The sequence below is a fragment of the Actinomadura sp. WMMA1423 genome, assembly GCF_006547145.1.
GTDB lineage: Bacteria > Actinomycetota > Actinomycetes > Streptosporangiales > Streptosporangiaceae > Spirillospora.
Window position 1 is genome coordinate 551262 of record NZ_CP041244.1, and the last position, 15621, is coordinate 566882.

Annotated in this window: 14 protein-coding genes; 8 read left to right on the plus strand and 6 right to left on the minus strand. The window is 74.5% G+C overall.

The window, feature by feature from the left end; translation table 11 throughout:
* Positions 1-167: 167 nt before the first annotated feature.
* The 3 genes from FKD65_RS02790 to FKD65_RS02800 are packed head-to-tail and all read left to right on the plus strand — an operon-like array spanning position 168 to position 4035.
* Positions 168-1706: an aldehyde dehydrogenase family protein gene (locus FKD65_RS02790; RefSeq protein WP_141575988.1), complete on the plus strand. Its 1539-nt coding sequence runs from the start codon at positions 168-170 to the stop codon at positions 1704-1706.
* A gap of 12 nt (positions 1707-1718) precedes the next feature.
* Positions 1719-2900 carry an FAD-binding oxidoreductase gene (locus FKD65_RS02795; protein ID WP_141575989.1) on the plus strand — a complete coding sequence of 394 codons (1182 nt, stop codon included), beginning with the start codon at positions 1719-1721 and terminating at the stop codon, positions 2898-2900.
* Positions 2893-4035 (plus strand): Glu/Leu/Phe/Val dehydrogenase, encoded by a 1143-nt coding sequence (locus FKD65_RS02800; protein ID WP_141575990.1) that lies wholly within the window; start codon positions 2893-2895, stop codon positions 4033-4035. Before FKD65_RS02795 ends, FKD65_RS02800 begins: the two co-directional genes overlap by 8 nt.
* Here the strand turns inward: FKD65_RS02800 and FKD65_RS02805 are convergent.
* Complete coding sequence (locus FKD65_RS02805) at positions 4013-4939, minus strand: LysR family transcriptional regulator (protein ID WP_141575991.1); 927 nt, start codon at positions 4937-4939, stop codon at positions 4013-4015. The two genes, FKD65_RS02800 and FKD65_RS02805, sit on opposite strands and share 23 nt — an antisense overlap.
* 95 nt (positions 4940-5034) lie before the next feature.
* Positions 5035-7074, minus strand: coding sequence for a phenylacetic acid degradation bifunctional protein PaaZ (gene paaZ, locus FKD65_RS02810; RefSeq protein WP_141575992.1), 2040 nt, complete (start codon positions 7072-7074; stop codon positions 5035-5037).
* Positions 7075-7305: 231 nt separating this feature from the next.
* Here paaZ and mgrA point away from each other — a divergent pair, with 231 nt between their 5' ends.
* Both mgrA and FKD65_RS44720 read left to right on the plus strand, forming a co-directional pair.
* Positions 7306-8331 carry an L-glyceraldehyde 3-phosphate reductase gene (gene mgrA, locus FKD65_RS02815; RefSeq protein WP_141575993.1) on the plus strand — a complete coding sequence of 342 codons (1026 nt, stop codon included), beginning with the start codon at positions 7306-7308 and terminating at the stop codon, positions 8329-8331.
* A gap of 125 nt (positions 8332-8456) precedes the next feature.
* Positions 8457-8876, plus strand: a complete 420-nt coding sequence (locus tag FKD65_RS44720; protein ID WP_205718527.1) for a DUF6343 family protein — start codon at positions 8457-8459, stop codon at positions 8874-8876.
* A 7-nt stretch (positions 8877-8883) separates the two neighbouring features.
* On the opposite strand, the gene FKD65_RS02825 is transcribed toward FKD65_RS44720, so the two are convergent.
* Entirely contained in the window at positions 8884-9774 is an 891-nt protein-coding gene (locus tag FKD65_RS02825) for a helix-turn-helix transcriptional regulator (protein ID WP_141575994.1), read from the minus strand.
* Positions 9775-9882: 108 nt separating this feature from the next.
* On the opposite strand from FKD65_RS02825, the gene FKD65_RS02830 reads away from it, so the two are divergent.
* The 3 genes from FKD65_RS02830 to FKD65_RS02840 all read left to right on the plus strand — a co-directional run bounded on the left by FKD65_RS02830 (position 9883) and on the right by FKD65_RS02840 (position 13469).
* Positions 9883-11322, plus strand: a complete 1440-nt coding sequence (locus tag FKD65_RS02830; protein WP_141575995.1) for an MFS transporter — start codon at positions 9883-9885, stop codon at positions 11320-11322.
* A gap of 363 nt (positions 11323-11685) precedes the next feature.
* Complete coding sequence (locus tag FKD65_RS02835) at positions 11686-12795, plus strand: glycosyltransferase family 9 protein (RefSeq protein WP_141575996.1); 1110 nt, start codon at positions 11686-11688, stop codon at positions 12793-12795.
* On the plus strand, positions 12792-13469 hold the full coding sequence (locus FKD65_RS02840) for an SDR family oxidoreductase (protein ID WP_141575997.1): 678 nt from the start codon (positions 12792-12794) through the stop codon (positions 13467-13469). Before FKD65_RS02835 ends, FKD65_RS02840 begins: the two co-directional genes overlap by 4 nt.
* A 179-nt stretch (positions 13470-13648) precedes the next feature.
* On the opposite strand, the gene FKD65_RS02845 is transcribed toward FKD65_RS02840, so the two are convergent.
* The 3 genes from FKD65_RS02845 to FKD65_RS02855 all read right to left on the minus strand — a co-directional run bounded on the left by FKD65_RS02845 (position 13649) and on the right by FKD65_RS02855 (position 15600).
* On the minus strand, positions 13649-14011 hold the full coding sequence (locus FKD65_RS02845) for a CrcB family protein (protein WP_141575998.1): 363 nt from the start codon (positions 14009-14011) through the stop codon (positions 13649-13651).
* Positions 14008-14523: a fluoride efflux transporter CrcB gene (crcB, locus tag FKD65_RS02850; protein WP_141575999.1), complete on the minus strand. Its 516-nt coding sequence runs from the start codon at positions 14521-14523 to the stop codon at positions 14008-14010. Before crcB ends, FKD65_RS02845 begins: the two co-directional genes overlap by 4 nt.
* A gap of 210 nt (positions 14524-14733) precedes the next feature.
* Positions 14734-15600 (minus strand): serine protease, encoded by an 867-nt coding sequence (locus tag FKD65_RS02855; protein ID WP_141576000.1) that lies wholly within the window; start codon positions 15598-15600, stop codon positions 14734-14736.
* Positions 15601-15621 lie beyond the last annotated feature (21 nt).

A 15621-nucleotide genomic window follows, 5' to 3' on the forward strand; every position in this document is an offset into this window, starting at 1 on the left:
CGCCCCGGCCCCGGCCAAGCCGCGCGAGGCCGCGAACCGGTTGGGAGTTGCCCAAGGATCGCTTACCGAGGCCTCCCGGTGAGCCTCAGCCCGGCTTGGCCTCGCGGTAAGGAAGCCGTGCTCTGCCCGATCTTGGCTCGGGCAGACGGCCCGTTCAGGCTGGGACCGTGCTCTCCTCCGTCATCGGCGGCGCCCGGCTCCCGGCGGGACCGCGCTCGTACCGCTCCACCGACCCGTCCCGCACGTCCGAGACGGTCGCCGAGGTGTCCCTCGCGGACGCCGGCGACCTCGTCCGCGCCTGCCGGACCGCCCGCGGGGCGCAGGACGCCTGGCGGGACGTGCCCGCCCCCGTCCGCGGGCAGGTCGTCGCCGCGATCGGCCGGCTCGTCGAGGCCAACAAGGCGGCGCTCGCCGGGATCGTCACCAGGGAGGTCGGCAAGCCGTACGCCGAGGCCCTCGGCGAGGTGCAGGAGATCGCCGACACCTGCGCGTTCTTCCTCGGGGAGGGCCGGCGGCTGTACGGGCAGACCGTCCCCTCGGAGATGCCCGACAAGCAGCTGTTCACCTTCCGGGACCCGGTCGGCGTCGTCGCCGTCGTCACGGCGGGGAACTTCCCCGTCGCGGTGCCGTCCTGGTACATCGTCCCCGCGCTGCTGTGCGGGAACGCGGTCGTGTGGAAGCCCGCCGAGTACGCGGCGGCCTGCGCCGAGGCGTTCTACGAGCTGTTCGCGCACGCGGGCCTGCCGGACGGCGTCCTCAACGTCGTGTACGCGGACGGCCCGGAGACGTTCCGCGGGCTCGAACAGGCCCTCGGCGAGGGCCTCGTCGACAAGGTCGGCTTCACCGGCTCCACCGGGGTCGGGTCGCGGATCGGGGAGCTGTGCGGCCGCCACCTCCAGACGCCGTGCCTGGAGCTCGGCGGCAAGAACCCGATGGTCGTCGCCGAGGACGCCGACCTGCCGCTCGCCGTCGAGGGCGCCCTGTTCTCGGGGTTCGGGACGGCCGGGCAGCGCTGCACCTCCCTCGGGACCGCGATCGTCCACGAGTCGGTGCACGGGGAGTTCCTCCGGCTGCTGGACGCGGCGACGCGGGCCGCGGCCGTCGGCGACCCGGCCGGCGACGTCCTGTTCGGACCGCTGATCAGCGAGCGGTTCGCGGACGGCTTCGAGAAGGTCCTCGGCTGGATCGGCCCCGGCCACACCGTGCACGGGTCGTCCGCCACCGGGCGGATCACGGCGGCGGCGCCGCGGGAGGGCTTCCTCGGGGACCCGGAGGCGGGGCTGTTCTACCACCCCGTGATCGTCGACGGGGTGGGGCCGGGCGACGAGCTCTTCATGAACGAGGCCTTCGGACCGATCATCGGCGTCACCGCGTACCGGACGCCGGACGAGGCGATCGCGCTCGCCAACGCCCCCGGCTACGGCCTCTCCGCGTCGATCTACACCGCCGACCCGGCGAAGGTCTTCGCCTTCCGGCGGCGGATCTCGGCCGGGATGGTGAGCGTCAACAACTCCACGTCCGGCGCGGAGGCGCACCTCCCGTTCGGCGGGAACGGGCGCTCCGGCAACGGCAGCCGCCAGTCGGGCATGTGGGTGCTGGACCAGTTCACCCGCTGGCAGTCGATGAACTGGGACACCTCGGGACGGCTCCAGAAGGCGCAGATGGACGTCCTGGAGGTCACCCCCGACCTCGGCTTCCGGCTGTAGGGGCGGCGGGCCATGGACACCGGTGCGGCGAACGGAGCCGGGGCAGGGGCGGCGACCGAGGCCGACGTCGTCGTCATCGGCGGCGGCGTGATGGGGACGAGCGTCGCGTTCCACCTCGCCGAAGCGGGCGTCCGGCGCGTGGTGCTCGTCGAGCGGGACGGGCTCGGCTCGGGCTCGACGTGCAAGGCGGCCGGCGGTGTGCGCGCCCAGTTCTCCGACGAGGTCAACATCCGGCTCGGCGCCCGCAGCCTGGAGGCGTTCTCCCGGTTCCCCGAGCGCCCGGGGCAGGAGATCGACCTGCACCGGGTCGGGTACCTGTTCCTGCTGTCGCGGCCCGAGGACGTCGCGGCGTTCGAGGCGGGCGTCGCCCTCCAGAACGAGCTGGGCGTGCCCAGCCGGATGGTCTCGGTGGACGAGGCCACCCGGCTGTCGCCGCTGGTCTCCCCCGACGGCCTGCTGGCCGCCGCGTTCTCCCCCGACGACGGGCACTGCACGCCCGAGTCGGTCGTCCTCGGGTACGCGACGGGCGCGCGGCGGCACGGCGCGACGATCCGCACCGGCTGCGAGGTCGTCGGCGTCGAGACCGGCGGCGGCGAGATCAGGGCGGTGCGGACCTCGCGCGGGCGCATCGCGACCTCCACCGTCGTGTGCACGGCCGGGGCCTGGTCGGCGGAGGTCGGGCGGATGGCCGGCGTGGACCTGCCGGTCGAGCCGCTGCGCCGCCAGATCGTCTTCACCGAGCCGATCCCGGACCTGCCGCGCCCGGTGCCGATGACGATCGACTTCGCGACCTCGTTCTACTTCCACGCCGAGGGCGAGGGCCTGATGCTCGGCATGTCCGACCCGCAGGAGCGGCCCGGCTTCCTGCTGGACCGCTCCGACGCGTGGCTCCCCCGGCTCACCGAGGCGATCGGCGCCCGCGCGCCAGGCCTCCTCGACGTGGGGCTGGCGGGCGGATGGGCGGGCCTCTACGAGGTGACGCCCGACCACAACGCGCTCATCGGCGAGGACGCGTCGGTCTCGCGGTTCCTGTACGCGACCGGCTTCTCCGGCCACGGCTTCCTGCAGGGCCCGGCGGTCGGCGAGGTCGTCCGCGACCTGTACCTCGGCCGCGCGCCCTTCACCGACGTCGGCCCCCTGAACGCCGCGCGGTTCGCCGGCGACGCCCTCCGCCCGGAGACCAACCGTGTCTGACGTGCTCGCGCTGATGGACGAGTGGGGCCCCGAGCGGGTCGTGTGCGTGTCCGACACCAGGACCGGGATGCGGGGCGTGCTCGTCATCGACAACACCGCCCGCGGCATGGGCAAGGGCGGCATGCGGATGAGCCCGTCGGTGACGGTCGCGGAGGTGGCGCGGCTCGCCCGGGTCATGACCTACAAGTGGGCGGGCGTCGACCTGTTCTTCGGCGGCGCGAAGGCGGGGATCGCCGCGGACCCGGCGTCGCCGGACCGGGAGGCCGTCCTGCGCGCGTTCGTGCGGGCCCTGTCCCAGGAGATCCCCCGCCGGTACGTGGCGGGGCTCGACATGGGGCTGTCGGAGCGGGACGCGGCGATCGTCCAGGACGAGCTGGACGACCGCGGCGCGGCCGTCGGCACCCCGCACGTCCTCGGCGGCATGCCCTACGACGAACTGGGCGTGACCGGGTTCGGGGTCGCGGAGGCCGCCGACGCCGCCGCCCGGCACGCCGGGATGTCCCTGCGGGGCGCGCGGGTCGCGGTGCAGGGGTTCGGCGCGGTCGGGCACGCGGCGGCGCGGCGCCTGCACGAGCTGGGCGCGACCGTCGTGGCGGTCTCGACCGTGCACGGGGCCCTGCACGACCCGGACGGCCTGGACGTCGGGCGGCTCCTCGCCCTGCGCGCCGAGGCGGGCGACGCGGCGGTGCGGGAGTACGGCGGGCGGCTCCTCCAGGCCGGCGCGGAGCTGTCCGTCCCGGCCGACATCCTCGTCCCGGCCGCTCTGCAGGACGTCATCGACGCGGACGCGGCGGCGGACGTCCAGGCGGCGATCGTGGTCGAGGGCGCGAACCTGCCCACCGGGCGGGCGGCGCAGCGCGTCCTCGCCGAGCGCGGCGTGACGGTCGTGCCGGACTTCGTCGCCAACGCGGGCGGCGTCGTCGCGGCGGGGTTCGCGATGGACGCCCGCCACTCGGCGTTCCGCCCCGACACCGGCGCGGTGTTCGCGGCGGTCTCGGCGAAGATGCGCGACAACACGGCCCGGGTCCTCGAGGCCGCCCGCGCGCAGGGCACGACGACGCACGAGGCCGCCGTCGCGCTCGCGCAGGAGCGCGTGCGGGCCGCGATGGAGCTCAAGGGCCGGTGGCGCCGCTGACCTCGCTCTCGACGCCCCGGGCGACCTCGATGAGGCCGCGCATGGCGTCCTTGACGAGCGGGTTGGTGTTGGTGGTGCGGCGCAGCACGGTGACGTGCCGCCGGGGGCTGCGGCGGCTGAGCCGCAGCGTCCACAGCCCCGGCGCCGGGACGCAGCCGAGCGCGGGGACGAGCGCGATGCCGAGGCCGCACGCGACCAGGCCGCACACCACCGCGTAGTCGTTGCTGCGGAACGCGATGTCGGGGACGAACCCGGCGGTGCCGCACAGCCGCAGCAGCGCCTGCGCGCCCGAGCTCTCGGGACGGCTCGCGATCCACGTCTCCGACCGCAGGTCCCGCAGCGCGGCGGTGCGGCCCCCGGCGAGCGGATGGTCGCGGGGGACGCACAGCACCAGGTTCTCGTCCATCACCGGCGTCTCCACGATCTGGTCGGGCCAGGTGCGCGGGAACAGGTCGTAGCGGTAGACGAGCTGGAGGTCGAGGTCGCCGTCGAGCAGCTCGGGCAGCAGCTCGTCCGGCTCCCCCTCGGCCAGCGAGATGTCGATGCCGGGCCGCACGCGCGACAGCTCCGCCAGCACCCGCGGCAGGATGCGGGCGCTGGCGGTCGGGAAGCTGCCGAGCTGCAGGGCGCCGCGCTCGCCGCTGGCGACCGTGCGCAGCTCCCGCTCCAGCGTGTCGAGCGCCGACAGCACGTCGTTGCCCTTGCTGACCAGCAGGAACGCGGTGCTCGTCGGGCGCACGCTGCGGGCCCGGCGCTCGAACAGCACCAGGCCGCAGGCGCGTTCCAGGGCGGCGATCTGCTGGGAGACGGCGGACGCGGTGTACCCGAGGTTGCGGGCCGCGTCCGCGAACGAGCCGGTGCGGACGACCTCGCGCACCGTCTGGATGTGGAGGGGACTGATCATGGGCGCACCCCGTTCGGCGCTGAACGTGTCCGTCTCCCCCGCAGACGCCTCCCTTCATGCGTATCATCTTGCGGGCCGGCTCCCCAGCCCCAAGATCAGTCGTGCCGCGGGCGCTTGGCCACCAGCGTCAGGACGTCGTACTTGGCGACCGAGGCCCCCTCCTGGTTCGTGACGTCGGTGTCCCAGCGGACCTCGCCGTAGTCGGCCCCCTCGCGCGGCGTGATCTGCTTGGCCGTCAGGGTGACGGTCAGCTCGTCGCCCGGCTTGACGGGCGTGAGGAACCGGAGGTTCTCCAGGCCGTAGTTCGCCAGCACGGGCCCGGGGGCCGGCTCCACGAACAGCCCGGCCGCGAACGACACGACGAGGTAGCCGTGCGCGACGCGCCCGCCGAAGAACGGGTTCGCCCTGGCGGCGTCCTCGTCGGTGTGGGCGTAGAAGGTGTCGCCGGTGAACTCGGCGAAGTGCTCCACGTCGGCGAGGGTGACGGCGCGGGGGCCGCCGACGGCGGTGTCGCCGACGCGCAGGTCCTCCAGGTGCTTGCGGAACGGGTGCTCGTCGGTGACGGTCCGGTCGGTGCCCGGGACCCAGCGCCCGGTGATCGCGGTGAGCATCGCGGGCCCGCCCTGGACGGCGGTGCGCCGCATGTGGTGCACGACCCCGCGGATCCCGCCCATCTCCTCGCCGCCGCCGGCGCGCCCGGGACCGCCGTGGACGAGCGCGGGCAGCGGTGAGCCGTGCCCGGTCGACTCCTTGGCGTCCTCGGCGTTCAGCACGAGCAGCCGGCCGTGCCACGGCGCGGCGCCGAGCACGACCTTCCGGGCGAACTCCGCGTCGCCGGTCACGACCGACCCGGCGAGGCTGCCGCGCCCGCGCACCGCCAGCTCCACCGCCTGCTCGGCGCCCTCGTACGGCATCAGGGTGCTGACCGGCCCGAACGCCTCGACCTCGTGCGGCTCGGCGCGGCCCGCGTCGTCGGCGCGCAGCAGCACCGGGGAGATGAACGCGCCGCGCTCGGCGTCCGCGCCCACGACCTCGACCCGCTCGGGGTCGCCGAACACGACGCGGCCCGCGTCCATGAGGGCCTTCAGGGAGCGGCGCACCTCCTCGCGCTGGTCGAGCGTGGCGAGGGCGCCCATCCGCACCGACGGGTCGGACGGGTTCCCGACGGTGACCTTCGCGAGCCGCTCCCGGACCGCCTCGGTGACGTCGTCCATCAGCGCGGCGGGGACGAGCGCCCGGCGGATCGCCGTGCACTTCTGGCCCGCCTTCACGGTCATCTCCGCGGCGAGCTGCTTGACGTACAGGTCGAACTCCGCCGTGCCGGGCACCGCGTCCGGCCCGAGGACCGAGCAGTTCAGCGAGTCGGCCTCGGCGTTGAACCGCACCGCGTTCCCCACGACGGCGGGGTGGGTGCGCAGCAGCCGGGCCGTCGACGCCGACCCCGTGAACCCGACGATGTCCTGCTCGGTGAGGTGGTCGAGGAGGTCGCGCGGCTCGCCGCAGACCATCTGCACCGAGCCCTCGGGCAGGATCCCGGCCTCCACGACCAGCTCGACCAGCCGGGCGGTCAGGTAGGCGGTCTGGCTCGCCGGCTTGATCAGGCTCGGCACCCCCGCGAGGAACGCGGGCGCGAGCTTCTCCAGCGGACCCCACACCGGGAAGTTGAACGCGTTGATCTGCACCGCGACGCCGTGCGTCGGCGTGCACAGGTGCTGCCCGACGAACGTCCCGCCGCGGCCGAGCGGCTCGACGTCGCCCTCGACCAGCACGGTGTCGTTCGGCAGCTCGCGCTTGCCCTTGCTCGCGTAGGCGAACAGGACGCCGATGCCGCCGTCCACGTCGAACTTCGAGTCGCCCAGCGTCGCGCCCGTCCTGGCGGACAGCGCGTAAAGCTCCTCGCGGTGCTCCCGCAGATGGGACGCGAGAGCCTTCAGCAGGGCCGCACGCTGGTGGAAGGTCAGCTCCCTCAGCACCGGGCCGCCGACCGACCGCCCGTACTCCAGGGCGGCGCCCATGTCGATCCCCGCCGAGGAGATCCGGGCGACCTCCTCCCCGGTGACGGCGTCATGCAACGGCGCCCCCTCCTCCTCCGGGGCACGCCAGGAACCCGACACGTAACTGCGCAGCACGACCACTGGGACCTCCTTGTCCTCATCTCCGACCATTCTCGCCGCTTCCGAGCCTCCTCCACCCCCGCAGACATGACAGCCGGCCCCCCGATCCTTTGTGTACTCCCGCAGCGCCGAGGGCTCGGCCCTGGTGGAATGTGACACAGGTCATATCGGCCGGGCGCGTCCGGCCGGCATGTCGGACGACCTTCGTCGGCGGACGTCCGGTGTACCGCTCATCCTGAAATACTTTTGACCATGACCTATTTGGCGGACAGCGGCCGATATGAGCGGATTCCCTACCGGCGGTGCGGCCGGAGCGGGCTGCGGCTTCCGGCGATCTCGCTGGGCCTGTGGCACAACTTCGGCGACGACCGGCCGGTGGACGTCCAGCGGGCCATCCTGCGGCGGGCGTTCGACCTCGGCGTCACGCACTTCGACCTCGCCAACAACTACGGGCCGCCCTACGGGTCCGCGGAGACCAACTTCGGCCGGATCCTGCGCGAGGACCTCGCCCCCTACCGGGACGAGATCATCATCTCGACCAAGGCGGGCTACGACATGTGGCCCGGCCCCTACGGCGAGTGGGGGTCGCGCAAGTACCTGCTCGCGAGCCTCGACCAGTCGCTGCGCCGGATGGGGGTCGACTACGTCGACATCTTCTACAGCCACCGGTTCGACCCGGAGACCCCGGTGGAGGAGACGATGGGGGCGCTGGACCGGGCCGTCCGGTCCGGCAAGGCCCTGTACGCGGGCATCTCGTCCTACTCCCCCGAGCGGACCGCCGAGGCGGCGGCGATCCTGCGGGAGATGGGGACGCCGCTGCTGATCCACCAGCCGTCCTACTCGATGCTCAACCGCTGGATCGAGGGCGGGCTGCTCGACACGCTCGACCGGGAGGGCGCGGGCTGCATCGCGTTCTCGCCCCTCGCGCAGGGCATGCTGACCGGCAAGTACCTCGACGGCGTCCCGGAGGGGTCCCGGGCGAGCAAGGGCACGTCGCTGTCGACGAGCCTGCTCACCGAGGACAACCTCCGGCACGTCCGGACGCTGGACGAGATCGCCAGGGGGCGCGGGCAGTCGCTCGCCCAGATGGCGCTGGCCTGGTCGCTGCGCGACGGCCGGGTCACCTCGGCGCTGATCGGCGCGAGCAGCGTCGCGCAGCTGGAGGAGAACCTCGCCGCCCTCGACCGGCTCGACTTCACCTCCGACGAGCTCGCCGCCATCGACCGGGACGCCGTCGAGGCGGGCATCAACATCTGGGCGGCCTCCAGCGACGGCTGACCCCGTCCGGCGATCGGGGCCGCGCGTGCATCGACCCGGCCGCCACGGGGCACGAGCAGCACATGGAGCAGATGACGCCGAGGAGCGCGTTCGGCGGCCGCGCACTCGCCCGGGGAGGGTGAGCCGTGGGCGGCACCGGAGCGCAGGGGCCCGAGGGCCGCGAGCCCGAGCGGCACGAACCCGAGGGCCGCGAGCCCGAGGGCCGCGAGCCCGGGCGGCGTGAGGGCGGCCGCGACGAGCCCGAGCGGCGCGAAGGCGGCCGGGACGGACTCGGCCGGAACGAGCCCGGGTGGCACGGCCCCGGCTCGCACGGGCCGTATCCGCACGAGCAGCCGCGCGGGGACGAGCCGCTGACCGCGCGCAGCCCGCTGGCGCTGCGGGCGGTCCTGTCCGCGGTCGCGCTGGTCGGCGCGGTGGCCGCCGCGATCGTCTTCGCCGTGCGGGGCTCGGGCGACGGCTCCTGGACCGCGGCGGGCATCTGCGCGGCGGTCGCCGTCATCGCCGCCGTCGACCTCGTGGTGATCGCGCGCCGCGCCCGCCACTGACCCCGGCTCAGTGCCGGTGGTCGGGGGCCGCCGCCTCCGGGGCGTCGAGCAGCCAGGCGATCCGGTCCCGGCTCTCCTCGTCGGTCGGCGTGTAGACGATGAGCCTCGCGTTCGGCGACGCGGTGATGTCCATGCTCGTGGTGCGGGTCCGGATCTCGCCGACGGCGCGGTGCCGGAACACCTTGACGGTCGGCCCCGGCAGCGCCACGTCGTGGGACGCCCACAGCCGGGCGAACATGGGGCTGGCCGCCTGGAGGCGCCGCACGAGGTCCTTCCAGCCCGGTTCGTCCAGATGCCGGCTGTAGCGGTGCCGGAAGACCGCGACGTGGTCGGGCGCCGACTCCTCCAGGTTCGCGACCGGGTTGCAGCACGGCGGCAGCGTGAACACCATCCACAGCGTGTTGCGCTCGCACGGCCGGGCCCGCGGGACGTGCGGGAAGATCGCGGCGTAGGCGGAGTTCCAGGCCAGGATGTCGGAGCGGGCGTTGGCCACCGCCGCGGGCATCGGCACGAGCGCGTCCAGGATGCCCTGGACGTCCTCGGGGAGGGTCTCGGCGTCCTCGTCGACCGCGGCGTCCGGGACGTCGGCCAGCCGGTACAGGTGCTCGCGCTCGGCGCCGTCCAGCCGCAGGGTGCGCGCCACCGCGTCCAGCACCTGGGTGCTGGCGTTGATCGGGCGGCCCTGCTCCAGCCACGTGTACCAGGTGACGCCGACCCCGGCGAGCTGGGCGACCTCCTCGCGGCGCAGGCCGGGCGTGCGGCGGCGCGGGCCGGGCGGCATCCCCACGTCCTCGGGGGTGATCCGCTCGCGCCTGCTGCGCAGGAACGCCGCCAGCTCCGTGCGGCGGCGCGGTCCGGCGCCGCCGCGGGCGGTGGGCGGGGCCGGCGCACTCGTCATCGTCACTCCTCCAGCCTGCCTCGGGCCCGCGCGCTCTTCCAGGTGCTGTCAGTACCAGTATCGGCAGGCTCTCGTTACCGGTACCGGTCCGCCCGCACGCTCGTACACATGACACAGACAACCGACCTGCGCGGGACGATTCCCGAACGGGAGCCGCGCAACGGATCCGGGGGGCTCGCGCTCGCCGTCATCCTGCTCGGCCAGTTCATGGCCATCCTCGACGTGAACATCGTCAACGTGGCCCTCCCCACGATCCGCACGGACCTGCACGCCTCCGGCGCGGGGCTCCAGCTCATCGTGGCCGGCTACATCATCTCGTACGCGGTCCTGCTGATCACGGGCGCGCGGCTCGGCGGCGTCGCGGGCCACCGCCGCCTCTACCACCTCGGCCTCGCGTCCTTCACGGCGGCGTCGCTGGCCTGCGGGCTGGCGCCGTCCACCGGGACCCTGGTGGTGTTCCGCTTCCTGCAGGGCATCGGCGCGGCGATGCTGACGCCGCAGGTGATGTCGATGATCCAGAGGGACTTCACGGGCGCGGCCCGGGGGCGGGCCCTCGGCGTCTACTCCGCGGTCATCGCGGGCGCCGTCGTCGTCGGGCAGGCGGCCGGGGGCCTGCTGGTCGGCGCGGACCTGTTCGGGACGGGCTGGCGGACGGTCTTCCTGGTCAACGTGCCGATCGGCGCCGCGCTGCTGCTCGCGGGGCCGCGCGTGCTGCCCCGCGACGAGCCCGCGCCCCGGACGCGCCCGCTGCGGGCCGAGCTGGACCTGCCCGGCGTGCTCACGCTGGCACCGGCGGTGCTGCTGCTCGTGGTACCGCTGATCATGGGGCACGAGCTGGGCTGGCCCCTGTGGGGCTGGGCGTCGCTGGCGGCCAGCGCCGTGTTCGCCGCCGCCTTCGCGGCGGTGGAGCGGCGGGTGGCGGCGGCGGGCGGGCGGCCGCTGGTCTCCCTCCGGGTGCTGCGCACCCCGCTGCTGGTCCCGGCCTGCGTGGCGATCGTGTTCGGCCCGGCGAGCTGGTCGTCGTTCCTGTTCACCACCACCCTGCACCTCCAGGGCGATCTGCGGATGTCCCCGCTGGAGTCGGGGCTGGCGTTCGTGCCGTGCGTGACCGCGTTCGGGCTCGTCGGGCTGAACTGGCAGCGGCTGCCCGCCCGCTGGCACGGGCGCGCCGTCCCGGCGGGGTTCGCGGTGGCGGGGGCGGGCTACCTGTTCGTCGGTCCCCTGGCCGGAGGCGGGCTCGCCTACGAGGCGCTCACCGTGGTCATCGGGTTCGGGCTCGGGGTGATGCCGATCATCATGACGATCGCGCTGAAGCACGTCGCGCCCGGCGACGCGGCCGACGCCAGCGGGCTGCTGCTCACGCTGCTGCAGCTCGCGCAGGTGGCCGGCATCGCCACCGTCGGGACGCTGTTCCTCACCCTGGCCGGGTCCGGCGGATCGACCCGGCACGCCGAGTACGGCACCGGATGGGCGCTCGCCGGCATGGTCCTGTTCGGCGCACTCTGCGCGCTCTCCCTGGCCCGCGGCCGAACGGCGGACCGTCCCTGACCGCCGGTGCTCCGGCAGGGGGCGGCACCCTCCGAAATCCCCTATATACATGCAGATACCGCATTACCTGACACTTCTATTACCAGCGACTCTTCAGACATGAGCGTTTAGGGGCACCGTTCCGGGCAATGTCCGGAATTACCTGTAGGGGATTCCGCTCCGGCCGTTCTGGCCGGAGCGCGGTGCCTAGGACGACGGCACTCCCCTGTCTCGCCGAAGGCTACGCCGGAACGGGGTGCCCATGCGCGTGCTCGGGATCAACGGAATCGCCGGCTCGGCCCGCTCCGGGCCGCGACCGCAGGCCGCACCAGCGCCGGACGGCCCCGCCGACCCCGACCCCGCCCCCGGCGGAAGGCGGCCCCGGTGAGGGTGCTCGTCGCCCGCCAGGACGGCATCGGCGACGTCCTGCTCGCCGGGCCCGCCGTCCGGGCGGTCGCCCGGCGCGCGGACGAGGTCGTCCTGCTCTGCGGGCCGCGCGGGCGGCCCGCCGCCGACATGCTGCCCGGCGTCGACGGGGTCGTCGAGTGGCGCGCCCCCTGGATCGACCCGGACCGCGTGCCCGTCGAGCAGGCGGCCGTCGACCGCCTCGTCGGCGAGCTGGAGGGGTTCGACCGGGCGCTGATCCTGACCTCGGCCCACCAGTCGCCGCTGCCGCTCGCGCTGCTGCTGCGGCTCGCCGGGACGCCCTGGATCGGCGGCATCGGCGAGGACTACCCCGGGTCGCTGCTGGACCTGCGGCACCGGGCCGACACCGACGTGCCCGAGCCGCTGCGCATGCTCGCCCTGGTGGAGGACGCCGGGTTCCCCGCCCCCGCCGACACCCGGTTGCGGGTCCGCGGCCCGCTGCCCGACATCGACCACCTCACCGGAGGGCCCGGCTACGTGGTGGTCCACCCGGGGACGTCCGCCCCGGCGCGCGGGTGGCCTCCCGGGCGCTGCGCCGACGCGGTGCGGCTGCTCGCCGCGGCGGGGCGCCGGGTGGTCGTGACCGGCGGCGAGGACGAGAAGGACCTGACCGCGCTGGTCGCCGGGGAGGACGGCCTCGACCTCGGCGGGCGCACCAGCCTGCCCGAGCTGGCGTCGGTGCTGCGCAGCGCCTGCGCCGCCGTCGCCGGCAACACCGGCCCCGCGCATCTGGCGGCCGCCGTCGGCACGCCCGTCGTCTCGCTGTTCGCGCCGACCGTCCCCGCCGCCAGGTGGGCCCCCTTCGGCGTCCCGCTGGCGCTGCTCGGCGACCAGGGGGCGCCGTGCAAGGACAGCCGCGCCCGCGACTGCCCGGTGGACGGCCACCCCTGCCTGTCGTCGGTCGGAGCCGACGAGGTCGCCGCCGCGGTGGAGATCGTGGCGTCGGACGAGTTCGCGGCCGCCGGCCTCCCCGGGGAGGCCGGCCGCTCCGGCTCCGGCGAGCAGGTCCCCCGTAAGGGGCGCTCCACCCCGCGCCCGCTGTCGACAACGAAGGGAGACGCGTCATGAACGTCCTCATCACCGGCGGTGCCTCGGGACTCGGCGCGGCCGTCGCGCGGAGGGTCGCCGACGACGGCGGGCGGCCCCTCGTCCTCGACCGGCACCCCCCGAAGCAGGACTTCGAGCACATGCAGGCCGACCTCGCCGACCGCCGGTGCGCCGAGCGCGCCGTGCACTGCCTCGCGCGCGCCGCCGGAGGCCTCGACGCCGTCGTCACCGCCGCCGGCATCGACGCCTGCGGGACGCTGTCGGAGGTCCCCGCAGAGGACTGGGACCGGGTCGTCCAGGTGAACCTGCTCGGCACCGCCGCCGTGGTGCGCGCCGCGCTCCCCTACCTGGAGAACGAGCCCCAGGGGCGGATCGTCACCGTCGCCTCGACCCTCGGGCTCCGCGCCGCGAGCGACGCCACCGCCTACTGCGCGTCCGAGTTCGGCGTCGTCGGATTCACGCGGGCGCTCGCCACCGAGATGGCGGGGAAGGTCGCCGTCACCATGGTGGTGCCGGGCGGCATGGACACCGCGTTCTTCGACGGCCGCTCCGACCGGTACAGGCCCGGCCCCGAGTCGCAACTGAGCCGGCCGCAGGACGTGGCCGCGACCATCGCGTTCGCGCTCGCCCAGCCGCCCGGCTGCGAGGTGCGCGAGCTGGTCGTGTGCCCCTCGCGGGAGCCGTCGTGGCCGTGACACCCGCGCCGTGTCCGGCCCGGGTGTGACCGGGACGGAACGTGGCGCTGCCCGTGCGGTGACAGTCCAGACACCTACCGGTTTACGGAGAAGGCCTCTTGGGCAGAGTCACGTCGCGGCCCACTCGCGAGCTCGGAGCCAAGTGCCCCGAACTGCGAGCCTGGGCCGCGCCAGGTTTCTCACCCGGCGACGGCCTGCGCGATCGCCATCCCGCAGTAGGCCGCGCCGAGGCCCGCCACGATGCTCGCCACCGCGTTGGCCGCGGCGTAGGAGCGCGCGCCGTCCTCTGCCAGGCGCAGGGTCTCGTAGCCGAATGTGGAGTACGTGCTCAGGGCACCGCAGAACCCCGTCCCGGCGAAGGCCATCACGCCGCCGTGCGCGGGCAGGGCCGCGAGCAGGCCGAGGACGAAGGACCCCGAGACGTTGACGGCGAACGTCCCCCACGGGAAGACCGAGTCGTGCCGGGCCTGGACGGCCCGGTCGGTGAGGTAGCGCAGCGGAGCGCCGAGCGCGGCGCCCAGCACGATCAGCACGACGGTCATTCGGCACCCGCCTCGGTCCGCTCGGCCCGGCGGATCCGGGCGACCGCCTCCCGGCGGCACGGCCGGGCGAGGAGGCGCGTCAGGCGCACACCCGCCCAGACCGCCGCGAGCGCGGCGGCGAGCGTGCCGGCGAGGTACGCCAGCCCCGTCAGCGGCGCGCCGTGGCCCACCATCTCCTGGACGTCGACGACGTAGGTCGAGAACGTGGTGAAGCCGCCCAGGACCCCCACCCCGAGGAACGGGCGCACGAGCCGGTGCGCCTGCCATGTCTCGGTGACGAGGACCATCAGAACGCCGATCAGGAGGCACCCCGAGACGTTCACCCAGAAGACGGCCCAGGGGAACTCCCCCGCCTCATGGGGGAACGCGCTGCCGAGGCCGTACCGCGCGAGGGATCCGAGGGCGCCGCCGGCCGCTATGGCGGCCAGCACCCCCCACGGCGAGTCGCGCAGCTCGGACCGCTGCCTCGGAACATGCAGGTCGACATCGGGATCGACGGGACGGCCGGTCACGGCAAGCTCCTACCAGTAGTGACGCTTTCACCGGTAGGGACCGTTGGCGGAACGCTCCGCGGTTCGCCGTCCTGGCACGGCGGGCCCCACCGCCGTTCCCCGTCTCCGGGTCTCTGCCGAGACTACCGGCACCGGGCGGCTGAGAAAGCCCCGGGCGGCGGGACGGGCCGAACGCCCCTTCTCCCCTCCCGGGTCGCCCGGCGGTGAGGATCAGGGCTTTGGCAGCGCGCACGCCCCGCCCAGCACCACGTCGTTGTCCTTGCCGAGGCAGCGGGCGAGCTGGTAGGTCTGCTGCCCGTAGTGGACGCCCTGCCGGACGGTGACGTTCCCGGCGCGGTCGATCTCGCACGGGTTGTTGAGGGTGCAGCGCTCGCCGTCGTCGTTGCCCGTGTTGTTGATGCCGACGACGTCGCGCGTCCGGGCGTCGATGACGGGCGATCCCGACGTCCCGTGGATGGTCTGGCACTGCGGCGTGTACCGGATGGAGTCCTTCCACGTCCACTCGGCCTCGCGCAGCCGGTAGACGGTCGCGCCGATCCGGCAGCCGTAGATCTTCCGCCAGTAGCCGGACACGATCCGGATCTCCGTGCCGTCCTGCGGCCTGGCCGTCGACAGGCGCAGCGCGGGGATCCCGTAGCGGCTCTGGATCGCGGCGTAGGTCGTGTTCAGCCTGTACACCGTCACGTCGGTGTCGGTCATCGTGGCGTACTCGACCCTGGTGGCCCGGAGCGTGCCGAGGTTCCCGCCGCCCGAGCGGTCGAGGAGGGTGAACGTGCGGGACGACCTCTGGTCCACGATCACCTCGCCGGCGTCCGGCATGCCCGACTCCAGGCAGTGGCCGTTGGTCAGGACCAGCGCCGCGTCGGTGTCCCGCGACCGGGGACCGCGGACGAGGGAGCCCGAGCAGTTGCTCAACGCGACGATCCCGGTGAAGTCGACCGCCGCCCGCTGGGCGCGCGGCGGGGCCTGCGGCGCGGCGGGCGCCGCCTGCGCGGAACCGGCGGCGAGCGCGCCGGCGCCTCCGAGAGCGAGCGTCCCGGCGGCGGTGAGGGCGACTGCGGCGAGGCGGCTGGGCATGCGGTTCCTCTCGGCGGGCCG